This window comes from Microbacterium deferens, assembly GCF_045517775.1.
Taxonomy (GTDB): domain Bacteria; phylum Actinomycetota; class Actinomycetes; order Actinomycetales; family Microbacteriaceae; genus Microbacterium.
Genome location: NZ_JBEUWT010000001.1, coordinates 604,033 through 626,790, shown reverse-complemented (window position 1 = coordinate 626,790; position 22,758 = coordinate 604,033). Strand labels below are relative to the sequence as shown.

The 22,758-nt window shown below is 69.4% G+C and carries 24 protein-coding genes; 12 read left to right on the top strand and 12 right to left on the bottom strand.

Features of this window, described 5'->3' with window-relative positions:
- Positions 1 to 17: 17 nt before the first annotated feature.
- The 3 genes from ABTU82_RS03125 to ABTU82_RS03115 are packed head-to-tail and all read right to left on the bottom strand — an operon-like array spanning position 18 to position 1,620.
- The gene (locus ABTU82_RS03125; protein WP_116646153.1) at positions 18 to 311 is read right to left on the bottom strand and encodes a DUF6510 family protein; all 294 of its coding nucleotides are present in this window, start codon (positions 309 to 311) and stop codon (positions 18 to 20) included.
- 2 nt (positions 312 to 313) lie between these two features.
- On the bottom strand, positions 314 to 1,030 hold the full coding sequence (locus ABTU82_RS03120; RefSeq protein ID WP_407171680.1) for an FAD-binding oxidoreductase: 717 nt from the start codon (positions 1,028 to 1,030) through the stop codon (positions 314 to 316).
- Positions 1,027 to 1,620: a molybdopterin-dependent oxidoreductase gene (locus ABTU82_RS03115; protein ID WP_407171678.1), complete on the bottom strand. Its 594-nt coding sequence runs from the start codon at positions 1,618 to 1,620 to the stop codon at positions 1,027 to 1,029. Before ABTU82_RS03115 ends, ABTU82_RS03120 begins: the two co-directional genes overlap by 4 nt.
- Positions 1,621 to 1,777: 157 nt before the next feature.
- Here ABTU82_RS03115 and ABTU82_RS03110 point away from each other — a divergent pair, with 157 nt between their 5' ends.
- The 4 genes from ABTU82_RS03110 to ABTU82_RS03095 all read left to right on the top strand — a co-directional run bounded on the left by ABTU82_RS03110 (position 1,778) and on the right by ABTU82_RS03095 (position 6,237).
- Positions 1,778 to 2,995, top strand: a complete 1,218-nt coding sequence (locus tag ABTU82_RS03110) for a sensor histidine kinase (RefSeq protein ID WP_407171677.1) — start codon at positions 1,778 to 1,780, stop codon at positions 2,993 to 2,995.
- 59 nt (positions 2,996 to 3,054) lie between these two features.
- Positions 3,055 to 4,275, top strand: coding sequence for an alanine racemase (locus ABTU82_RS03105; RefSeq protein WP_407171675.1), 1,221 nt, complete (start codon positions 3,055 to 3,057; stop codon positions 4,273 to 4,275).
- Positions 4,272 to 5,585 carry a D-arabinono-1,4-lactone oxidase gene (locus ABTU82_RS03100; RefSeq protein ID WP_407171673.1) on the top strand — a complete coding sequence of 438 codons (1,314 nt, stop codon included), beginning with the start codon at positions 4,272 to 4,274 and terminating at the stop codon, positions 5,583 to 5,585. The genes ABTU82_RS03105 and ABTU82_RS03100 overlap by 4 nt, the downstream gene beginning before the upstream one ends.
- A gap of 82 nt (positions 5,586 to 5,667) precedes the next feature.
- The gene (locus tag ABTU82_RS03095; protein ID WP_116646158.1) at positions 5,668 to 6,237 is read left to right on the top strand and encodes a LemA family protein; all 570 of its coding nucleotides are present in this window, start codon (positions 5,668 to 5,670) and stop codon (positions 6,235 to 6,237) included.
- Between the two features lie 3 nt (positions 6,238 to 6,240).
- Here the strand turns inward: ABTU82_RS03095 and ABTU82_RS03090 are convergent, their stop codons facing one another.
- Complete coding sequence (locus tag ABTU82_RS03090; RefSeq protein WP_407171672.1) at positions 6,241 to 7,521, bottom strand: winged helix-turn-helix domain-containing protein; 1,281 nt, start codon at positions 7,519 to 7,521, stop codon at positions 6,241 to 6,243.
- A gap of 77 nt (positions 7,522 to 7,598) precedes the next feature.
- On the opposite strand from ABTU82_RS03090, the gene ABTU82_RS03085 reads away from it, so the two are divergent.
- Positions 7,599 to 8,789, top strand: coding sequence for an AI-2E family transporter (locus ABTU82_RS03085; protein ID WP_116646160.1), 1,191 nt, complete (start codon positions 7,599 to 7,601; stop codon positions 8,787 to 8,789).
- Complete coding sequence (ilvA, locus tag ABTU82_RS03080) at positions 8,786 to 10,012, top strand: threonine ammonia-lyase (RefSeq protein ID WP_116646161.1); 1,227 nt, start codon at positions 8,786 to 8,788, stop codon at positions 10,010 to 10,012. The genes ABTU82_RS03085 and ilvA overlap by 4 nt, the downstream gene beginning before the upstream one ends.
- A gap of 10 nt (positions 10,013 to 10,022) precedes the next feature.
- Here ilvA and greA read toward each other — a convergent pair whose 3' ends face one another.
- A complete protein-coding gene (gene greA / locus ABTU82_RS03075) occupies positions 10,023 to 10,514 on the bottom strand; it encodes a transcription elongation factor GreA (protein WP_116646162.1) in 492 nt (163 codons plus the stop codon).
- A 99-nt stretch (positions 10,515 to 10,613) separates the two neighbouring features.
- Positions 10,614 to 11,006: a DUF4307 domain-containing protein gene (locus ABTU82_RS03070; RefSeq protein WP_116646163.1), complete on the bottom strand. Its 393-nt coding sequence runs from the start codon at positions 11,004 to 11,006 to the stop codon at positions 10,614 to 10,616.
- A 69-nt stretch (positions 11,007 to 11,075) separates the two neighbouring features.
- On the opposite strand from ABTU82_RS03070, the gene ABTU82_RS03065 reads away from it, so the two are divergent.
- Entirely contained in the window at positions 11,076 to 11,357 is a 282-nt protein-coding gene (locus ABTU82_RS03065) for a hypothetical protein (protein WP_116646164.1), read from the top strand.
- A gap of 3 nt (positions 11,358 to 11,360) precedes the next feature.
- Here ABTU82_RS03065 and trhA read toward each other — a convergent pair whose 3' ends face one another.
- Positions 11,361 to 12,053 carry a PAQR family membrane homeostasis protein TrhA gene (gene trhA, locus ABTU82_RS03060; protein WP_116646770.1) on the bottom strand — a complete coding sequence of 231 codons (693 nt, stop codon included), beginning with the start codon at positions 12,051 to 12,053 and terminating at the stop codon, positions 11,361 to 11,363.
- Between the two features lie 150 nt (positions 12,054 to 12,203).
- On the opposite strand from trhA, the gene ABTU82_RS03055 reads away from it, so the two are divergent.
- The 5 genes from ABTU82_RS03055 (at position 12,204) to ABTU82_RS03035 (ending at position 18,235) form a co-directional block, all read left to right on the top strand.
- The gene (locus ABTU82_RS03055) at positions 12,204 to 12,974 is read left to right on the top strand and encodes an isoprenyl transferase (RefSeq protein ID WP_116646165.1); all 771 of its coding nucleotides are present in this window, start codon (positions 12,204 to 12,206) and stop codon (positions 12,972 to 12,974) included.
- A 137-nt stretch (positions 12,975 to 13,111) separates the two neighbouring features.
- On the top strand, positions 13,112 to 14,233 hold the full coding sequence (locus ABTU82_RS03050; RefSeq protein ID WP_116646166.1) for an aminotransferase class V-fold PLP-dependent enzyme: 1,122 nt from the start codon (positions 13,112 to 13,114) through the stop codon (positions 14,231 to 14,233).
- 179 nt (positions 14,234 to 14,412) lie between these two features.
- On the top strand, positions 14,413 to 15,768 hold the full coding sequence (locus ABTU82_RS03045; RefSeq protein WP_116646167.1) for an RNA 5'-3' helicase PhoH2: 1,356 nt from the start codon (positions 14,413 to 14,415) through the stop codon (positions 15,766 to 15,768).
- A 410-nt stretch (positions 15,769 to 16,178) separates the two neighbouring features.
- On the top strand, positions 16,179 to 17,582 hold the full coding sequence (locus ABTU82_RS03040) for a sensor histidine kinase (RefSeq protein ID WP_407171667.1): 1,404 nt from the start codon (positions 16,179 to 16,181) through the stop codon (positions 17,580 to 17,582).
- The gene (locus tag ABTU82_RS03035; RefSeq protein ID WP_116646169.1) at positions 17,579 to 18,235 is read left to right on the top strand and encodes a response regulator transcription factor; all 657 of its coding nucleotides are present in this window, start codon (positions 17,579 to 17,581) and stop codon (positions 18,233 to 18,235) included. Before ABTU82_RS03040 ends, ABTU82_RS03035 begins: the two co-directional genes overlap by 4 nt.
- A 229-nt stretch (positions 18,236 to 18,464) precedes the next feature.
- Here the strand turns inward: ABTU82_RS03035 and ABTU82_RS03030 are convergent, their stop codons facing one another.
- From ABTU82_RS03030 to xseA, 5 genes are read right to left on the bottom strand one after another with little or no spacing between them, the layout of a single operon-like run.
- Entirely contained in the window at positions 18,465 to 19,859 is a 1,395-nt protein-coding gene (locus ABTU82_RS03030) for a class II fumarate hydratase (protein WP_116646771.1), read from the bottom strand.
- Positions 19,860 to 19,894: 35 nt separating this feature from the next.
- The gene (locus tag ABTU82_RS03025) at positions 19,895 to 20,494 is read right to left on the bottom strand and encodes a carbonic anhydrase (protein ID WP_116646772.1); all 600 of its coding nucleotides are present in this window, start codon (positions 20,492 to 20,494) and stop codon (positions 19,895 to 19,897) included.
- Between the two features lie 38 nt (positions 20,495 to 20,532).
- Entirely contained in the window at positions 20,533 to 21,165 is a 633-nt protein-coding gene (locus tag ABTU82_RS03020; RefSeq protein WP_116646170.1) for a DUF4245 family protein, read from the bottom strand.
- Positions 21,165 to 21,410: an exodeoxyribonuclease VII small subunit gene (locus ABTU82_RS03015; RefSeq protein ID WP_407171664.1), complete on the bottom strand. Its 246-nt coding sequence runs from the start codon at positions 21,408 to 21,410 to the stop codon at positions 21,165 to 21,167. The genes ABTU82_RS03020 and ABTU82_RS03015 overlap by 1 nt, the downstream gene beginning before the upstream one ends.
- A 31-nt stretch (positions 21,411 to 21,441) precedes the next feature.
- Positions 21,442 to 22,728 carry an exodeoxyribonuclease VII large subunit gene (xseA, locus tag ABTU82_RS03010; RefSeq protein ID WP_116646172.1) on the bottom strand — a complete coding sequence of 429 codons (1,287 nt, stop codon included), beginning with the start codon at positions 22,726 to 22,728 and terminating at the stop codon, positions 21,442 to 21,444.
- Positions 22,729 to 22,758 lie beyond the last annotated feature (30 nt).

Genomic DNA, 22,758 nt, shown 5'->3' with positions numbered 1-22,758 from the left:
AGCGGTCGGTTCGGCGCTCACCCGGCCGCGCCGGGGAACACCATCTCGAACGTCCCGATGCGCAGGGTGACGCCCTCCGGACGCCGCAGCAGCGTGAGCATCGTGTGGGTGCACGACCGGCATCGCACGATCGCGCCGGCCTCGTCGAGTTCGACGAGCGCTTCGGCGAGCACGCTCTGATCGCCGCACGTTCCGCAGGTGAGCTGCAGCAGGGTCGCGTCGGACTGCAGGGCGTCGGACAGCAGTCCCGCGACCGCATTACCGTCGACGATCACGCTCTCGACCGTGTCGCCCGGTTTCACTCTGACCATCCCTATCCTCCGAATCGCTCGGTGCGCACGCGCGCGGGGTCGTGGCCGAGGGCGACCAGCGCCGTCGCGACCGTCTCGACGAAGCCGGTCGGACCGCACACGAACACCGCCGGCGACTGCGCGGGCGACCACGCAGCATCCCGCAACAGGTCTTGGCTCACGCGACCTGCCGGCCGCGTCCACCCGACCGGTGCCTCGCGCGTGTAGGCCCAGGTGATGTCGACACCGTCGCCGAGCGTTTCGATCTCGTCGCGGTACATGGCATCGTCGGGGCACCGCACCGAGTACAGCAGACGGAACGGCGCCGCGGAGGCGGACGCGGCGCGTGCGCGCGCCATGGCGATCAACGGAACGATCCCCGATCCGCCGGCGATGAGCTGCACGGGGGAGGGGTCGTCGTCGCGCCAGACGAAGTACGCGCCGAGGGGGCCCTTCACCTCGACGGCGTCGCCGGGGCGCGCGTCGAGCACGAGGTAGGGCGACACCTCGCCGTCCGGAACCTCGTCGACCCCCAGCTCGACCCGCTCACCGGGGCCGAAGGAGGCGATCGAATACGAACGGACCGCCTGGTAACCGTCCTCGGCCGTCAGGCGAAGATCGAGGTGCTGCCCGGGGAGGTTGCCCGTCCACCCCGGCACGTCCAGACGCAGCACGCGCGCGCTCGGAGTCGAGGGCTCGATCGCGGCAAGAGTGGCTGGCAACCAGCCGCCGACGCTCACCAATAGCGTTCCTCGGTCCAGGGGTCGCCGTGCAGGTTGTACCCGTTCTGCTCCCAGAATCCCGGATCGTCGTGCTTCTGCATGGTCAGTCCGCGCACCCACTTCGCGCTCTTCCAGAAGTACAGGTGCGGCACGAGCAGCCTCGCGGGCCCTCCGTGCTCGGGATCGAGCGGTTCACCGCCGAACTCGAACGCCACCCATGCCTTACCTCCGAGCAGGTCGGCCATCGCGATGTTCGTGGTGTATCCGCCGTACGAGTGCGCCATCGCGTAGGCGAAGTCGGTGTCGACGCCCGCGAAGAGGGTGTCGAGCGAGACGCCCCGCCACGAGGTGCCGAGCTTGGACCACCGGGTCACGCAGTGGATGTCGGTGTCGACCTCTTCGATCGGCAGATCGTGCAGCTGGTCCCATGACCAGGTGGTCGTCGTGTTCTTCTCGGTCTGGATGCTGAAGCTCCACTCCGCGGTGTCGATCCGCGGGGTCGGCCCGGCGGAGAGCACGGGGAAATCCTCGGTCAGGTACTGGCCGGGAGGGAGCTTCGGGTCGGACTCGCGCCTGCGAGCCCCGAAGCCTCGGGAGAAAACGGCCATGAGGGTCCTTTCGGTCCGTCGGCGCGATGCATGCGCGCCCCGCACCAGGGTACGGCGCGGACGGCCCCGGCGGGAGAGACGTGCGGGCCCGACTCGCGACGGCCCCGTCCGCTAGTCTTTCCATTCAGGCGCATCAGAGTTGCTTTGGGGGGCAACCATGACCGTGACAGAACCGACGACCAGTGCGAGAACGCTCGTTCTCACCGAGACGGTCGACCGATTGTCGACCGCGACGAGTTCCGCTCAGGTCACCGCGATCGTCGCAGAAGCCGTGCGCGCTCTCACCGGGGCCGACGGAGCGACCTTCGTGCTCCGTGAAGACGACCAGTGCTTCTACGCCGACGAGAACGCGATCGCGCCGCTGTGGAAGGGCAGTAGATTCTCGCTGAACGCGTGCGTGAGCGGGTGGTCGATGCTGCACCGGCAGACGGTCGTCATCGCCGACATCTACGACGACGACCGCGTCCCGCACGACGCGTACCGACCGACCTTCGTCTCGAGCCTGTGCATGGCGCCCATCCGCTCGTCGGATCCGATCGGCGTCCTCGGCGCGTACTGGGCTGAGCCCCATGTCCCCGAGCCGGAGGTGGTGCGTCACCTGGAGGTGCTCGCCAACAGCACCGCGGTGGCTCTCGAGAACCTGGAGCTGCGGGGGGCCATCGCCCGCCGCAGCGCGGAACGCGACCAGGAGGCCGCGCGGGCGGACGAGCTCGATGCCGCCATGCACTCGCTGGTGCACGACCTGCGCGGGCCCCTCGGCGCAATGATGGGCTTCTCCGAGCTGGTCGCCGACGGCACGGCGACCGACGTCGCCAGCGCCGCCGCCTACGCCCACTCCGCGCTGGGCGCCGGTCGGCGCATGTCGGATCAGATCGACCGGATGCTGTCGGTCTACCGCCTCTCGACCGAACCGCTGCATGTCGAGCCGGTCGATCTGAGCGCGGTCGCGGAAGGGATCGCCGCCGACCTTCGTGTGCAGGGCCGCGCCCACGGCGTGACCATCGAGGTCGAACCGGCCATCCGGGTCTCGGCGGATCCCGCGATGGTGCACCTGCTGCTGAGCAACCTGTTCGACAACGCGGTGAAATACACCTCCACGACCGACGACGCGACGATCCGGCTGCGCTGCGTCGGATCGGACGGAGCGTTCCGCACGCTCGAGGTGAGCGACAACGGCGTGGGATTCGACGCCTCCGATGCCGACCGCGTCTTCCGTCCCCTCACGCGTCTTCACAGCGAAGACGAGTTCCCCGGCACCGGCCTCGGGCTCGCGTCGGTGTCGAGGATTGTCGCGCTCCACGGCGGGGCGGTCTCCGCGAGCGGGGCGAAGGGCGTCGGCGCTGTCTTCACGTTCTCACTGCCGACGACGACCTGACCGCCGCGCTGCGGCCGATGGTTCTAGGCTGACCCCACACGCGGAGGGAGACGCACACGGTGTCGATCGATCTGATCTCTCGTCCGGCGGCGCACCCGCCGGCCTCGGAGCTCTGGCCGCACCTCGGCCGAGCCGTCTCGTCGGTGAGCGGTCCGTTGGCGACCATCCACCTGCCCGCACTCCGCTACAACGCGGCGGATCTGCTCGTCCGCGCAAGCGGGGTGCCGGTGCGTGTCGCGAGCAAGTCGGTGCGGGTGCGCTCGGTGCTCGACGCCGTGCTCTCGCTGCCCGGTTACCGGGGCATCCTCGCCTACACGCTCCCCGAGGCGCTGTGGCTCGCGGCCGACCACGACGACATCGTGCTGGGCTATCCGACCGTCGACAGGGAGGCCCTCTCGCGACTGGCGAACGACGACGAGGCCGCGTCGCGCATCACGCTGATGATCGACGATCCGGCCCAGCTGGATCTCATCGACGCCCTCGCGTCGCCGGGCGCGCGAACACGCATCCGGATCGCGATCGACGCGGATGCTTCCTGGCGGTCGGCCGTTCTCGGACATATCGGTGTGCACCGTTCGCCCGTGCACGAGCCGGCGGAGGTCGTCGCCCTCGCCCGCCGCATCGCCGACCGGCCCGGCTTCGATCTCGTCGGACTGATGATGTACGAAGCGCAGATCGCCGGGCAGGGGGACGACACGGGGGTCGCCGACCCCGTGATCCGCTGGATGCAGCGTCGCTCGGCGGCCGAGCTCCTCGAGCGCCGCGGGGCGATCGTCGCGGGTGTCCGCGACGTCGTGCCGCTCGAGTTCGTCAACGGCGGAGGGACGGGATCGCTGGAGGAGACGGCCTCCGACACGTCCGTCACCGAGCTCACCGCCGGGAGCGGTCTGCTCGGGGGCCACCTCTTCGACGGATACCGAGCGTTCCAGCCGGCGCCGGCTGCGGCGTTCGCGCTGGAGGTCGTGCGCAAGCCCCGCCCCGACATCGTGACGGTGCTCGGCGGCGGGTGGATCGCATCGGGGCCGCCGCTAGCGTCGCGACAGCCTTTGCCGGTGTGGCCCGAAGGGCTGGCCATGTTCTCGCGCGAGGGGGCGGGGGAGGTGCAGACCCCGTTGCGGGGCGTCGCCGCGCGGGGCCTGCGGATCGGAGATCGCGTCTGGTTCCGGCACGCCAAGAGCGGCGAGCTCGCCGAACGGGTCGACCGCTACCTCCTCGTGGAGGACGACCGCGTCGAGGGTGAGGCGCTCACCTACCGCGGCGAGGGGAAGACGTTCCTATGACCCGTCCGGGTGGCGTCTGGCGCAACTGGGGGCGCTCGCAGAAGGTTCGGCCCCATCGCATCGAGTTCCCCGCCGACGAGGGTGCGGTCCGCCGCGCCGTGACCGCAGCATCCGCCCGTTCTCTCACCGTGAAGGCCGTCGGCGCCGGGCACAGCTTCTCGGGCATCGCCGTTGCGGCAGGCATCATGCTCGACCTGCGCGATCTCAGAGGCCTCATCGACGTCGACACCGATCGCGGACGCGTGCGTCTGCGCGCTGGAACGCGTCTGTGGGAGATCCCCGCCATCCTGGCGCCGTACGGACTGGCGATGCCGAACCTCGGCGACATCGACCGGCAGACCGTCGCCGGAGCCATCTCGACCGGCACCCACGGCACGGGTCTGCGCTTCGGCGGCATCTCGACGCAGGTGGTCGGCGCGACCCTCGTCACCGCCGACGGCGAGGTGCTGCGTGTCGACGACGAGAGCAATCCCGAGCTGCTCCCGGCCGTGGCGGTGGGTCTGGGCGCGCTCGGGATCCTCGTCGACGTCACGCTGCAGTGCGTGCCCGCCTTCGTGCTCGACGCCACCGAGCGCCGCGAACCGCTCGCCGACGTCACCGGCTCTCTTCACGACCGCGTCGGCGCGGCCGACCACTTCGAGTTCTACTGGTTCCCACACACGGACGACGCCGTGACGAAGGAGAACCTGCGGTTGCCGCAGGGGAGTCCCACCCGTCCCCTCCCGCCGGTGCGGCGATGGGTGGACGAGTCGCTTCTCGCGAACGGCGTGTACCGAGCGACGTGCGCGGTGGGCACGGTGGTGCCCGCAACGGTTCCGCCGGTGGCGCGTGTCGCCAGTGCACTGATGGGCAATCGCACGTACGCCGACCGTTCCCACCGCGTCTTCACGCAATCGCGCACCGTGCGGTTCCGCGAGATGGAGTACGCGGTCGCCCTCGACGACCTGCCTGCGGCGTTCGCCGCCGTGCGCGATCTCGTCACCGAGCGCGGGTGGCGCATCTCCTTCCCCGTCGAGGTGCGCGTGGCGGCCGCCGATGACGTGTGGTTGTCGACGGCGTCGGGGAGGGAGAGCGGTTACATCGCCGTGCACCGGTACTGGCGAGAAGACCCGACGGAGTACTTCGAGGCGGTCGGTGAGGTCATGCGCGGTTTCGCCGGACGACCGCACTGGGGCAAGGAACACTCGCTCGGTGCCGACGAACTCCGCGCGCTCTACCCACGATTCGACGACTTCCTGGCGGTGCGGGATCGGCTGGATCCGGATCGGCTCTTCGTCAATCCCTATCTGGCACGCGTGCTCGGTGAGTAACCCCTGGGAGGCGGGGTCGCGAGTCTTCTGCGTCGACCGCCGCGGCTAAGATGAGGAAAACCGTCGAACGGAGAACCCGGCAATGTGGGAATGGCTCATCCCCGTCTTGGCCGTCGTCGCCCTCGTGGCCATCGGCGGAATCTACCTCTGGGCGACGTATAACTCGCTGGTCCAGCTCAACGTCCGCGTCGACGAGGCGTGGAGCGACATCACCGTGCAGCTCAAGCGCCGGGCCGATCTGCTGCCGAACCTCATCGAGGCGGTGAAGGGCTACGCGGCCCACGAGAAAGCCGTGTTCGAGAACGTGACGCGGGCGCGCGCAGAGACCCTGTCGGCGACCGGACCGGCCGAGGCCGGCGTGGCGGAGGGGCACATGCAACAGGCCCTGAAGTCGATCTTCGCGGTGGCCGAGGCGTATCCCCAGCTGCAGGCGAGCCAGAACTTCCTGCACCTTCAGCAGTCGATCGTCGATACCGAAGACAAGATCCAGGCATCGCGCCGGTTCTACAACGGTGGCGTTCGTGAACTGAACACCAAGGTCAAAGTCTTCCCGAACAATCTCTTCGCCCGCCGCCTCGGGTTCTCCGAGCGCGAGTTCTTCGAAGTGGTCGACGGCGCGGCGATCTCCGAGCCGCCCCGCGTTCAGTTCTGACCGTCAGACTCCGGGCTCTTCCGGCGCGAGCGCGAGGGCCTCGAGGGTCGTCGCTCGCTCGTGCCGACCCGCACCCGGAAGCGCTCGTGCGAGGTCGTCGGAGGCGTCGCCCCATCGTGAGACCGACACCCGTTCGAGCCCCTGCCACGCGGCGGCCAGACGTATCTCGGCGGCGATGCGGTCAGCGGCGTCGGACGGTCGCCGGTGCTCCCACCAGGCGGATTGCACGAGAAGAGTGCTCGCGGCGCGATCGGCCTTGAGGTCGATGCGTCCGACGATGTCGTCGTCGACGAGCACCGGGAGAGAGTAGTAGCCGTACCGGCGTTGCGGCGCCGGCGTGTAGATCTCGATGCGGTACTCGAAGTCGAAGAGGCGTTCCGCGCGGTCGCGGAACCACACCACAGGGTCGAACGGGGTGAGGATCGCCGCTCCGGTCAGGCGGCGCGGCAGCACCGCGTCGCGGTGCAGCCACGCCTTCGCGGGGCGTCCGCCGATCTCCCACCCCTCGACGGTGACACGGTGCAGCTCGCCCTGGTCGGTGAGCTCGTCGAGTGCGGTCAGCACGGCCCGGCGATCGCGGATGCGCCAGTAATCGGCGAGATCGGATGCTGTCGCGACGCCGTAGGCGCGAGTCGCGCGCCGCACCAACTCTCGAATGGCATCGGGCCGCGCCACGGGCGATGCGAGTACGGAGGCGGGGATCACCTGCTCGGCGAGCGCGTAGCGACGTTCGAATCCTCGTCGCCCCGCGATGGCGACGTCGCCCACGAGCCACAGGTACTCGAGGGCGAGCTTGATGTCGTTCCAGCCCCACCACGGGCCGCGCTGACCGCCCGCGGCATCGTGTTCGATCTGGGCCGGCCGCAGCGGACCGCGAGAGGCGAGCTCGGCGCGCACCCACTCGACGATCTCGGAATGCGTCGCCATCCATGCGTCGGCCTTCTCGGCGTACTTGGCGCGGTGGTCGTCCATCCGGAAGCGGAACAGGCCCCAGTCATCGGCCGGGATGAACGCTGCGACGTGCGCCCAGAACTCGACGTACGAAGGTCTGCGCGAGAACAGCAGGCGATCGAGCAGGGCGGTGTCGTACGCACCCAGCCGTGAGAACAACGGCATGTAGTGAGAACGGGCGAAGACGTTGACCGAATCGATCTGCAGGGTCGCCATACGCGCGAGCGCGGCGTTGAGCTGCCGCGTACCGACCGTCTCGGGACGAGGTCGCGCGAACCCCTGCGCGGCGAGGGCGATGCGACGCGCTTCAGCTCGTCCGAGGGTCTGTCTCACCGAGCCAGCCTATTGATGGCCACCGACACCGCGGCGGCCATGCCCGCCGCGGAATGCCCCGAGCCTAGACTGAGTGGATGAGCGATCCCGCCCCCGAATCCCGCGGTTCGTTCCTCGACGCGCTGCGTCGCCGCACGGTCACGATCGACGCCCCGAGCGCCGTGCCGAACGCCCTGCGCATCGCGACCTCCTACGCGTGGCGACTGCTCGTGCTCGCCGCCGCGATCGGTGTCGTGATCTGGCTGGTCATCCAGCTCAAGCTGCTGGTCATCCCGCTGCTGATCGCGATCCTCATCACGGCTCTGACCTGGCCCGCGTTCACCTTCATGCTGCGCCACCGGTGGCCCCGGTGGCTCGCCATCGTCGTGACGGTCATCGGCACGATGGCGATCGTCGGCGGACTGTTCTGGGTCGCCGTGTGGCAGATCACCCGCGACTTCCGCTCGGTGCAGGAGCGCACCGTCGCGTCGGCCCAGCAGTTCCGTCAGTTCCTCATCGACGGACCCCTGCATCTGACGGCGGCCCAGATCGACGACGGGCTCGCGCAGGCGATCGACTTCGCGCAGCAACAGGCCCAGGTGCTCTGGACCGGGGCGCTCGCCGTCGGTAGCACCGTCGGGCACGTGGCCACCGGACTCCTCCTGACCATCTTCATCCTCCTGTGCATCCTGGCCGACGGCGGACGCATCTGGCAGTGGACGACGCGTCTGTTCCCGAAGGACGCCCGTCCGGCCGTCGACGGAGCCGGACGCGCGGGCTGGCGCACCGTCGTGACCTACGCCCGGACGCAGCTGCTCGTCGCCACGATCGACGCGGTCGGCATCGGGCTCAGCGCCCTCTTCCTGGGCGTGCCGCTGGCCATTCCGATCGGCGTGCTCGTGTTCCTCGGCGCTTTCATCCCGTTCGTGGGCGCCGTCGTCACGGGTGCCGTCGCCGTGTTCATCGCCCTCGTCTACAACGGGCCGTGGATCGCCCTGTGGATGCTCATCTTCGTGTTGCTCGTGCAGCAGATCGAGAGCCACATCCTGCAGCCGATCCTGATGGGCTCGGCGGTGAAGGTGCATCCGCTCGCGGTCGTGCTGGTCGTCGCCGGTGGCGCCATGGTCGGCGGCATTCCCGGGGCACTGTTCGCGGTTCCGCTCGCGGCGTTCGTGAACGTCGTCGCGGTCTACCTGTCGTCACGGGCCTGGACGACCGTGGGCGAGCAGCCCCTCACGGGAGATCTGATCTGGAGCACCGTGCCACGCAAAGAGAGAAAAAAGGCATGACCGATCCCACCCTGGCCGAGTTCGAAGACGCGGCCGCCTCCCTTCGCGGCATCATCACGCGCACCCCGCTCGACCAATCGCAGCACCTCAGCGACCTCCTCGACGTGCCGGTGCATCTGAAGCTCGAGAACCTGCAGCGCACCGGATCCTTCAAGATCCGGGGGGCCACCTACCGTTTGTCCCGTCTCACGGCCGACGAGCGTGCGCGAGGCGTCGTCGCCGCCTCGGCGGGCAATCACGCTCAGGGCGTCGCTCTCGCCGCGCAGCAACTCGGCATCCCCGCGACGATCTTCATGCCGCTGGGCGTGCCGTTGCCGAAGCTGCTGGCAACGCGCGGGTACGGCGCCGAGGTGATCCTCGAGGGTGACACGGTCGAGACGCCGCTGCGGCTGGCGGCGGAGTTCGCCGCGCAGACCGGTGCGGTGCTCATCCACCCCTTCGATCACCGTGACATCGTCGTGGGGCAGGGAACGCTCGGTCTCGAGCTCATGGACGACCTCCCCGACCTCGAGACCGTCATCGTGGGCATCGGCGGGGGAGGCCTCGCGGCCGGAGTGGCCGCCGCCGTCAAGGCTCGCGCCGCCGCTGAAGGACGCACCGTGCGGGTCATCGGGGTGCAGGCCGAGAACTCCGCGGCGTACCCGTCGTCACTCGCCGCGGGGCGTCCGCTCCAGGTCGAGACCCGACCGACCATCGCCGACGGCATCGCGGTCGCCCGCCCCGGCGATCTGCCGTTCGCCCTCATCAGCACGCACCTCGACGACGTGGTCACCGTGACCGAAGACGACATCGCCCGCGCGCTCCTCGTGCTGCTGGAGCGGGCGAAGCAGGTGGTCGAGCCGGCCGGCGCGGTCGGGGTCGCGGCGATCCTTGCGGGCAAGGTCACCGCCTCCGGTCCGACCGTGTCGATCCTGTCGGGCGGCAACATCGATCCGCTGCTGCTGCAGCGCGTCGTCGCGCACGGGCTCGCAGCATCCGGTCGCTACATGACCCTGCGCATCCCGCTGCCCGATCGTCCGGGGCAGCTCGCGCGGGTGTCGGAGCTCCTGGCGCAGGTGGGGGCGAACGTGGTCGAGGTGATGCACACCCGTCACGGTCAGGGCATGCAGATCAGCGAGGTGGTGCTGCAGCTGAGCGTGGAGACGCGGGGCGAAGACCACCGTGGTCTCGTGATCAGCACGCTCGAAGAGGCGGGGTTCACCGCCACCGTCTCGCGCGACTGACGACGCCGGGCTACTCGCCGGAGTAGGTCTCGACCTTGACGACCTCGACCGGGATCTCGCGGCCGTTGGGCGCGGTGTACGTCACCTTCGCTCCCTCGCTCTGGCCGAGGATCGCGGCTCCGAGCGGGGAGGCCTCGCTGTAGACGTCGAGTTCGGAGTCGACGGCGATCTCGCGATTGCCGAGGAGGAAGCGCTCTTCGCCCCCCGCGACGATGGCGGTCACGATCGTTCCCGACTCGACCACGCCGTGGCTCTGCGGAGCTTCGCCGACCGTGGCGTCCTTCAGCAGCGCTTTCAGGGTGCGGATGCGTGCTTCCTGCTTCCCCTGCTCGTCCTTCGCGGCGTGGTAGCCGCCGTTCTCCTTGAGGTCGCCCTCTTCGCGAGCCGACTCGATGCGCTTCGCGATCTCCTCGCGGCCGGTCGTCGACAGGTGTTCGAGTTCGTTGGCGAGGCGGTCGTAGGCATCCTGGGTGAGGAACGTCACCGGGGCGTCGCTGGACACGGTCGGTCTCCTTGGTCGTCGTGGGGCGTCGATAGCGACGCCCTCAATTCAAAACGCCCCGGCGTCGGCCAGGGCGTCGATCGAATGTGGGTCCTGAGTTTACGTGACCCAGCAGCTGTTGACCAAACCATTGGTTGCCAGGGCGACCGTCGGGATCTCCTCCGAGAAGGCCCGTGCATGCGTGTCGACCGCGGGATACTCCACGACCCGCCAGCCCACGATCCCGTGCTCCTCGTCCTGCGCTTCCAGCACGCACGCGACTCCACGACCCGGGGGAGAGGTGATCTGGAACGTCACCGAAACCGTGTGCGCGTCGACGACCTCGTAGGCGGTGAGGTTGTCGTCGATCTCGTCGATGGAGCGCGCCACGGTGCCCCAACCGACCCATCCGATCAGCCCGACCGCGACGGCCCCGACGACGGTCCAGCCGATCGCCCGACGTCCGCGCGAGCGTCGCCGTCCGTACCGTTCGTCGAGCATCTGCTGGGTCATCGCTACCTCGGGTCGGAACTAGGCTGGAACTCCAGGTTAAGCGCTACCCGCGCAGAACGAGGATGTGTGATGTACGCCGCGATTCTTCTCGCCGCAGTGACCCCCGAGCCCAGCGCGCCTCCGGCCGAACTCGTCACCCCCGGACCGTGGGGCTTCGCTGCCATCGCGTTCATCGCCGTGGCGGTGTTCCTGCTCGTCTGGGACATGCTGCGCCGCATCCGTCGCGGACGGTATCGCGCCGAGGTCAACGAAGACCTGGATGCTGCGGAGGCGCAGGCGAGGGCGGCAGAGGAAGCATCCGACACCGATGACCAGGACATCGATCCGCGCGACGATCGCTTCCGTCGCTGAGGGTCATCCCGCGTGGAACGCGGGGTGCAGCACGATGAGCAGGGACGCGGTCCAGTGGCAGAGGAACGCCAGCACCGTGCAGACGTGGAAGATCTCGTGGAAGCCGAAGTGGCCGGGCCACGGGTTCGGACGCTTCAGCGCGTAGATCACCGCGCCACCGGAGTACAGCACACCGCCGATGACGACGAGCACCATCATGGCGACGTTCGCGGCGAACAGATCGCCCATGTACATCACGGCTGCCCATCCGAGCGCGAGGTAGAGGGCGACGTAGAGCCATCTCGGCGCGTTCAGCCAGAACACGCGGAAGAAGATGCCCAGGATGGCGCCGCCCCAGACGATCGACAGCAGGATGATCGCCTTGTCGGTCGGGAGGGCGAGCACCGACAGCGGCGTGTAGGTGCCGGCGATCAACAGCAGGATGTTCGCGTGGTCGATGCGCTTGAGGATCGCGCGGGTTCTGGGCTTCCAGTGGAAGCGGTGGTAGAGCGCGGAATTGCCGAACAGCAGCAGCGAGGTGGCCATGAAGACCACCGACGCCCACTTCGCGGGAGCCCCCTGTGCCACAGCGATGAGGACGATGCCGGCGGCGATGGCGACGGGGAAGGTTCCGGCGTGGATCCACCCGCGCCAGGTCGGCTTCAGCTCGTCCTGCGCGCCGACCGCCGCCGCCTCGATGAGGGGCAGCTGCGGCATGTCGGGGCCGTCGTTGTCGGCCGCGCGGGAGGAGGCTGGGCGGGTCACGCAACGAGCCTACGTCCGGGTGTATGCCGCTGAGCGCACGCTGTGCGGTTCCGCATGGACTGCACAGGTCGGGGGTAGCGTAGGGGCGTGACGGAGAACGGGATGAACGAGGGCAGAGGACCTCTGTACCGCCTCTACATCAATCGACTCCGCCGCCGATTGACGCCCGACGTGGTTCCCCACCACGTCGCGATGATGATCGACGGCAACCGCCGGTGGGCCCGACAGCTCGGGTTCGATTCCGCCGCGCACGGCCATCGAGCGGGTGCGGCGAAGATGCGCGAGTTCCTCCGTTGGTGCGACGATCTCGGGGTCGGCGTCGTCTCGCTGTACCTGCTCTCCAACGACAACCTCGTCAAGCGCGACTCCCGTGAGCTCGCCGATCTCCTGGAGATCATCGCCGAACTGGCCGACGAGGTCTCCCGCGAGCCGAACTGGCGGGTGCAGCACGTGGGTCGCGCCGCCCACCTGCCGACCGAGCTCGCGCGAGTGCTCGCCGAGTCGGCGGACCGCACCCGTGCTCACACGGGTCTGCACGTGAATCTGGCGGTCGGCTACGGCGGACGCAGCGAGATCGTCGACGCCGTGCGCAGCATCATCGCCCAGCACGACAGCGAAGGCGGCTCGCTCGAGCAGCTCGCCGCGAGCCTCACGCCCGAGCAGATCGGCGAGCACCTCTACACGGGCGGGCTGCCCGACCCCGACCTCGTGATCCGCACGTCGGGCGAGCAGCGGCTCAGCGACTTCCTGCTCTGGCAGAGCGCCCACAGCGAGTTCTACTTCGTCGAAGCCCTCGGCCCCGACCTGCGCGAGGTCGACTTCCTGCGCGCCGTCCGCGACTTCGCCAAGCGCGACCGCCGCTACGGCGGCTGAGGCTTCCGCGTAACCGCAGCGGCGCGCCGAGACCCGCGCATGATGGCAGGGTGTCGTCGCGCAGACCGGCTCTCGCGGTCACCGGCGAGCGGTCACCGGCGAGCGCAGTGGCGAGCGGAGTGGGAGAATAGCCGTTTGTGACCGACTTCGATACCTACGTGCACTCCTTCGGCGACGAGACGGGGTATCTCGATTGGGCGTCCTTCGGCCCGCTCGCCCCCTCCGTGGTGGCGGAGACGAACGCTGACGCCGAGCTCCTCGCGTCGGGTCGGCGATCGAGCATCGACCTGGTGGTCGATCACATCGCTGAGGCCGGTGCCGCCGTGGCCGAGGTGCTGGGCGCACCGGCCGAGCAGGTCGTGCTGCAGCCCTCGACGGCGCATGGCCTGATGCAGGCGATCTATGCCCTCCGTGGCACGCTGCTGCTCTCGTCGGCCGAGTTCCCGAGCCTGACGGTCGCCGCGGCGCGCTCGGCCGCGGTCGGGGGCGCACAGGTCTCATGGATGCTGCCGCCGGCCGGGTTCGTGACTCCGGAGGTCGTCCGCGACGCCCTCACCGACGATGTGACCGCGGTGGCCGTGAGCCTCGTCGACTTCCGCACCGGCTACCTCGCCGACCTCGCCGCCATACGTGACGTGATCGGCGACCGATTGCTCATCGTCGACGCCGTCCAGGGATTCGGTGTGGTCGAGGCGGACTTCGCCGCGGCCGATGTCGTGTGCGGCAACGGGTACAAGTGGCTGCGCGCGGGCCGGGGCACCGGCTACTCCTGGTTCGGAGATCGCGCACTCGATCGGCTCGACCCCGTTCTCTCGGGATTCACCGGAACCGAAGCGGAGGGACTGCCGCTCGACGAGGTGCCGCCGCCGGTGCACCAGGCTCGCGCCTTCACGGTGAGCGCGTTCGACTCGCTGGCCGCGGGTCGCCTCAAGACGGCGGTGACCGACATCCGAGATGTCGGCGTCGCCGCGATCGGCTCCCGTGTCGCCGAGCGAGCCGCCGACGTCTTCGCCCTGGCCGAGCAGCACGGCATCCCCGTGACGACACCCCGCGATCCCGCGCACCGTGCCGGCATCATTGCGCTCGCCCCCGGCGCCCAGGACGCCGCGCCGTTGGCCGCCGCCCTGTCGAACCACGGTCTGGCCGTCACCGTTCGCTCAGGCGGGATCCGGATCGCCGTGCACGCCGGTACCAGCCCTGACACTCTGCGCCAGCTCGGTGATGCCATGGCCGCGTTCGCGGCGTCGCGGGTGTGGTGAGGAAGTTCACCTACTCGTAACGCGAACCGAGGGGCGTGTCGCTGCGCGCCCGGTGGGTTCCGTCGTAGCTTGATCGCATCGGGCAAGGCGCCCGTTCGAGTCGGCCTTCTGGATCGCGACTCGTGACCCCTGGTCGACTCGTCGCTTTCCGGGAAAGTGTCCCGGGTCGGGAGTGGGTTGTGAGCGCACGAGCACCTCAGAAGCAGCGTCTGGAGAACACCGCGGAAGACGCGTCGACGGAGCAGGACCTCCGCACGTACGTGCTCGACACGTCTGTTCTCCTCAGCGATCCGCGCGCCATCTTCCGCTTCGCCGAGCATTCCGTCGTGATCCCGGTCGTCGTCGTGACCGAGCTCGAGGGAAAGCGCCACGACCCGGAGATCGGATACTTCGCGCGCCAGGCTCTTCGCCACCTCGACGAGCTGCGGATCGAGCACGGGCGGCTCGACTTCCCGGTGCAGGTCGGCACCGGGGGAACCTTCCGCGTCGAACTCAACAACACCGATCCTTCGGTGCTGCCCTCGGGTATGCGGCTCGGCGACAACGACAGCCGCATCCTCGCCGTGGCGATGCATCTCTTGCAGGACGGCAGCGAGGTCACCGTCGTGTCGAAGGATCTTCCGATGCGGGTCAAGGCCGCATCCCTCGGTCTCTCGGCGGAGGAGTACCTCGCGGAGCAGGCCGTCGACTCGGGCTGGACGGGCATCGCGACGATCGACGTCTCCGGCGACGACATCAGCGACCTCTACGAGAGCGAGGTCGCCGTCAGCGACGACGTCGTCGGCCTTCCGGTCAACACGGGGCTGATCATCCACTCCGAGCGGGGCTCTGCCCTGGGCCGGGTGACCGGAGACGGCGGGTACAAGCTCGTGCGGGGAGACCGCGACGTGTTCGGGCTGCACGGCCGCTCGGCCGAGCAGCGCATCGCGATCGACCTGCTGACCGACCCCGAGGTCGGCATCGTTTCGCTTGGGGGGCGTGCGGGTACCGGCAAGTCGGCTCTTGCCCTGTGCGCTGCCCTCGAAGCCGTGCTCGAGCGGCAGGAGCAGCGGAAGATCATCGTCTTCCGACCGCTCTTCGCCGTCGGCGGCCAGGAGCTGGGGTACCTGCCGGGCGACGCTCAGGAGAAGATGAACCCCTGGGGGCAGGCCATCTTCGACACGCTCGGCTCGGTCGTCTCACCCAACGTGGTGGAGGAGGTCGTCGCCCGCGGCCTTCTCGAGGTGCTTCCTCTCACGCACATCCGGGGGCGGTCTCTTCATGACGCGTTCGTGATCGTCGACGAGGCGCAGTCGCTGGAGCGCAACGTGCTCCTGACCGTGCTGAGCCGCATCGGACAGAACTCGCGTGTCGTGCTCACCCACGACGTGGGCCAGCGCGACAACCTCCGCGTGGGCCGTCATGACGGGGTCGCGTCGGTGATCGAGACCCTGAAGGGGCACGCTCTCTTCGGCCACGTCACGCTGACGCGCTCCGAACGGTCGGCGATCGCCGCTCTCGTCACCGAGCTGCTCGAAGCGGGGGAGCTCTCCTGAGGCGCGTCCCGCGCTGAGGCGCATCATGAGAGGGCGGGATGCTGCAGCATCCCGCCCTTGTCATTGCGGGGCGACGTGCACTGAACATGAGAGGACTCTCACCTCGGGTTCCTCGGGTTCTCACGCGTCGAGATGAGGATGGACAGCAGCGAGGGAAACCTCTCTACCGCCCACCGGCGGATTCCCCCACAGAGGTACGGGCCCATCGGGTCCGCCACGGAGAAGGAGTCATCGCGATTCGGGTATCGCGACAGGCATGCGAGATCTTCCCCCAAAGATCTCCGACTCTCCCATAGCCCCCGGCGTCCCCCAGCGCCGGGGGCTCTCTCTGCCTGCGGGTGGCTCTTTACACCCCTGATGCCGTGCGGGCTCGCACCTTCGAACAGCGCGATAATCGGAGGATGAGTCGCATGCCGAGACTGTTCTCGGCGCGCGCGCGGATTCTCGGGGCCGTCCTCGCCGTGGCGTGCGTCGGCCTCATCGTCGTCGGCGGCGTCACGTTCTGGGCGCAGCGCAACCACGTCGTCACCGCGATAGACCGCCAACTGGAGGCCTTCGCCGCCGCGTTCACGAACCTCTCGGGTGTCGAAGCGGCCACGGAGATCGTCGTCGACACCGTCGGCGGCCCGACCGAGGGCGCTCTGCTGCTCTCGGGAGGCGCCGTGGTGGCCACCGCGTCACCGTCGTCGGGGTTGGATCTGGCTGCCGATACGGCGTTCATGGACCAGGTCATCGGTGCGCCCGAGGGACTCGGCACGGCGGTCGGTGACGGCGGGATGTATCGCTACGTCGTCGTGTCGGTGGGCGACGCGGAGATCGTCACTGCGGTGTCTCTCAGCGCGCGCATGGAGTTGGTGCTCATCGGCGTCGGTACGTACGCGATCGCGGCTGCGGTCGTGCTCTTCGCCATCGGCACGGTCGGCTGGTTCGTGACGGGTCGACTGCTGCTGCCCATCCGGCGGCTGCGCGAGACGGCCGACTCCATCACCATCTCCGACCTCGGCGCGCGCATCGCCACCGACGGCACCGACGAGATCTCCGACCTCGGCCGCACGATGAACTCGATGCTCGATCGCCTCGAGGGGTCGGTCGATGTGCAGCGGCAACTGCTCGACGACGTGCGGCACGAGCTGAAGACGCCGATCACGATCGTGCGCGGCCACCTCGAGATGATGGATGCCTCGGACCCGGCCGACGTGGCGAACGCCCGCGAGATCGGCATCTCGGAACTCGATCGCATGACGCGTCTCGTCGACGACATCGACCTGCTCGCCGCGGTCGAGGGAGGCGGATTCTCGATGGGCGTCGTCGACGTCGATGCCCTCACCGCTCGCGTCGGAGAACTCGTCGCGGTCATTCCCGGTCACCCCTGGTCGGTCGAGCAGCGCGGGCGCGGCCGGGTGGAGGGCGACTACGACCGGCTCTTGCAGGCGTGGTTGCAACTCGCCGACAACGCGTCCAAATACACGCCCGAAGGGTCGCCGGTCGAGATCGGCAGCTCTGTCGACGATCGCGGAGCGCTGCTGTGGGTGCGCGACCACGGACCGGGGATCCCGCCGGCCGCGCGTCACCGCATCTTCCGGAGGTTCGACCGCGCTCTCGGCAAGCGCACCGTCGGCGGTTCCGGGCTCGGGCTCGCGATCGTCGACGCGATCGCGAAGGGGCACGACGGCCACTGCGCCGTCGTCGAGACGCCCGGCGGCGGCGCGACCTTCACGATCCACCTTCCCCTGGGACGGAACACGGCACCCGCCGGGTTCCCGGCCCCCGTGCGCGCCGGCGACGTCGTGCTCCAGCGAGAGGCCGCCGGATGACTCGTATCCTCATCGTCGAAGACGAGAGCCGCATCTCGGCCTTCGTCGCCCGCGGGCTCGAGGCCGCGGGGTACCAGACCGCCGTCGTCGAAGACGGCGAGGAGGCCCTCGAGCGCGCCATGTCGGGCGAGGTCGACCTTATGCTCCTCGACATCGGCCTGCCCACCATGGACGGGTTCGAGGTGCTGCGTCACCTCCGCGGACAGGGTTCGACGCTCCCGGTGATCATGCTCACCGCGCGCTCCAGCACGAGTGACACGGTCGACGGACTCGATGCCGGCGCCAACGACTACATCGCCAAGCCCTTCAAGTTCGACGAGCTGCTGGCGCGGGTGCGGTCGCGCCTGCGCGAGAACGTCGCGACCGCCACGATCGCCGTGTCGCACCTCGACGTGAGCCTCGACGTGCTGACGCGCCGGGCCACGGTATCGGGGCGGGAGGTCGACCTCAGCGCGCGGGAATTCGCGCTCGCCGAGCAGTTCCTGCGTCACCCCGGCCAGGTGCTCAGCCGTGAGCAGCTGCTCAGTCGCGTCTGGGGCATGGACTTCGACCCCGGCTCGAACATCGTCGACGTCTACGTGCGGTACCTCCGCGGCAAGTTCGGCCACGACCGCATCACGACGGTGCGCGGAGCCGGCTACCGCTGGGAGTGACCCGGTCCCTGCGCCGCTGCTTCCTCCCCGCCTTCGACAGGAATGTGGCGCATTCCTGCGACTGACGGCATCGATCTGTGCGGTCAGTCGCCGGAAACGGGCGCAGTCCGCCGTTCGGGGCGCCGGCCGCGCGGGCGCGGGCCGCGCAGGCGCGGGGCGTGGACGGATGCTGCGGACACGCGAAACCGCCGCCGCCCCGGAGGGCGACGGCGGTCGACGCACGTACGGCTCAGCCGGGGTGGGTCATCGAGAGCAGGTCGAGCTTCTCGTCGAGCTGTGCCTCGGTGAGTTCGCCGCGCTCCACGTAGCCGAGGTCGATCACGGCCTCACGCACGGTGATGCCCTTCGCGACCGAGTGCTTGGCGATCTTCGCAGCCGCCTCGTAGCCGATCAGCTTGTTCAGCGGCGTGACGATCGAGGGCGACATGCCCGCGTAGGCAGCGGCGCGGTCGACGTTGGCCTGGAGCCCGTCGATCGTCTTGTCGGCGAGCACGCGCATCGCGTTCGACAGCAGGCGGATCGACTCGAGCAGGGCGGTGCCCATGACGGGGATGGCGACGTTGAGTTCGAACGAGCCGGATGCTCCGGCCCACGCCACCGTCGCGTCGTTGCCGATGACTCGGGCCGACACCATCAGCACGGCCTCGGGAACGACCGGGTTCACCTTGCCCGGCATGATCGACGACCCGGGCTGCAGATCGGGGATGTGCAGCTCGCCGAGGCCGGTGTTCGGTCCGGAGCCCATCCACCGGATGTCGTTGTTGATCTTCGTGAGCGACACGGCGATCGTGCGCAGGGCGCCGGATGCTTCGACGAGGCCGTCGCGGTTCGCCTGCGCCTCGAAGTGATCCTTCGCCTCGGTGATCGGCAGCTCGGTCTCAGTGGCGAGCAGCTCGATGACCTTCTGCGGGAAGCCGAGCGGGGTGTTGATGCCCGTGCCGACCGCCGTTCCGCCGAGAGGCACCTCGCCCACGCGGGGGAGGACGGCCTGCACGCGCTCGATGCCCAGGCGCATCTGGCGGGCGTAGCCGCCGAACTCCTGGCCGAGCGTCACGGGGGTGGCATCCATCAGGTGGGTGCGGCCCGACTTCACGACCGACTTCCACTCGTCGGCCTTGGCCTCGAGGGCGACGGCGAGGTGGTCGAGCGCGGGGATGAGGTCGTCGATCAGAGCCTGGGTGACGGCGATGTGCACCGACGTCGGGAACACGTCGTTCGACGACTGCGACGCGTTGACGTGGTCGTTGGGGTGCACGGGCGACCCGAGGCGCTGGGTCGCGAGGGTCGCGAGCACCTCGTTCATGTTCATGTTCGACGAGGTGCCGCTGCCGGTCTGGTACGTGTCGACGGGGAAGTGCGCGTCGTACTGCCCGGTGATGACGTCGTCGGCCGCACCGGCGATGGCGTCGGCGATCGCCGCATCCAGCGTGCCCAGCTCTTTGTTCGCGAGCGCGGCGGCCTTCTTGATGCGGGCGAGGGCCGCGATCTGGGTGGTCTCGAGACCCGAACCCGAGATGGGGAAGTTCTCGACCGCGCGCTGCGTCTGCGCCGCGTAGAGCGCGTTCTTCGGAACGCGCACCTCGCCCATGGTGTCGTGTTCGATGCGGTACTCGGTGTCGGTCACGTCGTCGTCCTCCAGTTGCCGATGTGCGGGGTTGTTCACGGGTGCGAATCGCCGGCGTCGCCCACGATCACGTCGGGCTCGACCAGGCCTTCATTGAGGCGGTAGTTCGCGCCGACGATCGCGACGCGTCCTTCGGCGATGGCTTCGCTGATCAGTTCCGACGAGTGCAGCAGCTCTCCGACGGTGTCGCGGAGGTGCTCGCGGCCCACCAGCTCGGGGTCTGCGGGGCCCTCGTTCGCGCGCAGCACGCGTCGGACGGCGGGCACGATCGGGGCGATCTGCTTCCAGATGCCGGCGGGAAGGTCGGGGGCGTCGAGGCCGGTGCTGTCGATGGCGGCGCTCACGGCTCCGCACGCGTCGTGCCGCAGAACCACGATGAGCTTCACGTCGAGGACCGCGACGGCGTATTCGAGGCTGCCGATCACCGAGTCGGAGATGACCTGACCGGCGTTGCGCACGACGAACAGATCGCCCAGGCCCTCATCGAAGATGATCTCGGCGGCCAGTCGGGAGTCGGCGCACCCGAAGAGTGCGGCGCGTGGCGTCTGGCCCCCCGCGAGGTCGTGGCGTCGCTCGACGTCCTGTCGTGGGTGCTGCGGCTCGCCGGCGACGAAGCGCTCGTTGCCGAGTCGCATCTCGTCCCAGACCTGGCGCGGAGTGAGTCGAGTCGTCGTCACGGGGTTGCCTCTCGGAGTTCGCGGATGTCGGCGGTGACGGCCGACGCGGCCGCCTTCGCGATGTCGGGCGCGGCCGTGCCGTAGACGAGAACGCGGTCGTCGCCGGCGGTCGTGGCGAGCGCGTAGGAGATGTTGCCGGCACCGGCGGCATCGGAGATGGAGTACTCGGCCCACTCGATGCCGTCGATCGTGACGGTGGCCGATGTCGTGGCCCCCCGCAGCATCTCGGCCGGCCACGACTCGCTCGCGCCGAACCCCTGCGCGATGTTGAGGAACCCGCGCTCGGCCCGGGGGGCGTACGAGATGGTCCACGCGTCGACGCTGCCGCCCTCGATGCGAGCGGCGTTCACGCGCCAGTCGTCGGGGACGGCGGGGTCGATCACGGGGTGTCCGAGGTCGGCCGCCAGGGCGGCCGATTCGGCGGTGACATCGATGGGAGGAGCCTCGGCGGGCGTGCCGCGCGGAACGCCGAGCACGACGACGAACATGATGGCGAGGGTGGCGAGAATGGCCGCCAAGAGGCTGGGGAACGTCTTGCTCGACCGGTAGCGGCGGGAGAACTCGGCCTTGCGGGCCGCGGTCTCCTCGGCGGTCTCGGGTCTGCCGAGCTCTGCGACGACGCGGGCCATCATGCCTCCGCGCGTGCGTCGGTCGAAACTTCGCCGCGGGCGGCGTCGAGCCGCCGCTTGGCTCCGAGCAGCCACTCCTCGCAGCGGGCGGCCAGGGATTCGCCGCGCTCCCAGAGCGCCAGCGATTGCTCGAGCGTCGGCGCACCCTGCTCGAGCTCAGCGACGACGCGCACGAGTTCGTCGCGGGCCTGCTCGAACGACAGCGTCGCGACGTCGGCGGTGGGTTCCGAGGGCGACGCGGTCATGGGTTCCATTCTAGGGCGGGGCTCCGACGGCTCAGGCTCCGCTCGGAGACTCCGCGACCTCGCCGTCCGAGCGCGCCGCCACCGATCCGCGTGCCACGGTGATGGTCATGGCGGTGCCCGCGGGCGCCTGCGCGGCGTCGCGCACGATCACGCCGTCGCCGATGTGGGCGATCGCGTAGCCACGGGCGAGGGTCGCGACGGGCGAGAGGGCGCGCAACGACGCACGCAGCTCCATCGTGCGTCGCTCGCGCAGCGAGAGGTCGCGCTCGACGAGGTCGCGCCCCCGGCTCGCCAGCATCCAGATCTCCTGAGCACGCGCGGTGAGGGTCGTCTCCGGGGTGCGCAGCACCGGTCGCGAGCGCAGTTGGTCGAGCTGCGCGATATCGTGGCCGACGCGCTGCGAGAGGCGCCCGACCAACCGCGCGCGCAGCTGCGCCACCAGCGCCCGCTGCTCCGAGACGTCGGGCACGACCCGCTTCGCCGCGTCGGTGGGGGTCGAGGCGCGCAGATCGGCGACGTCGTCGAGGAGCGGGTGGTCGTTCTCGTGACCGATCGCGCTCACGACGGGGGTGGATGCGGCGGCCACCGCGCGCAGCATCCGTTCGTCGCTGAATCCGAGCAGCGTCTGCGGGTCGCCGCCGCCCCGGGCGATGATGATGACGTCGATCTCGGGGTCGGCGTCGAGCGCCTTCAGCGCCGCGATGGTCTCGGGCACGCACCGGTCGCCCTGCACGGCGGCGTGCTTGGTGCGGATGAGCACGTGCGGCCAGCGCAGCTCGGCATTGCGGTGCACGTCTTTCTCGGCGTCGGAGTTCTCTCCGGTGATGAGCCCGATGTGCCGGGGGAGGAACGGCAGGGGTTTCTTGCGCGACGGATCGAAGAGGCCCTCTTTGCGCAGCGCGAGCCGCAGCTGCTCGAGCTTTTCGAGCTGATCGCCGAGACCGACGTGGCGCATCGCCGACACCGAGAAGCTGAAGTCTCCTGTGCGGGGGAAGTAGTCGGGCTTGACGCACGCGATGATGTGGTCGCCGACCTTGAGGTCTCGGGGAAGGCGCTGCAGAGTGCTCGACCAGATGCGGAATGAGATGGTGGCATCGGTGGCGAGGTCTTTCATGCGTCCGAAGACGTTTCCGCCGCGTTGGTTCCACGACGTGATCTCGCCCTCGACCCAGACCGATCCCCATTTCTCGACGAACCCGCGGATCGTGTCGTTCAGGCGCGCGACCGAGGTGGGGGCCTGCGCGGTGGAATCACGCGGGGGCACGGAGTCGGGCGGCGGCGGTTGTCCCGGAACGGCCTCGGGCTGGAACGTCGTCATATGCTCCGGGTTCGTCGGGGTGTGGCGGGT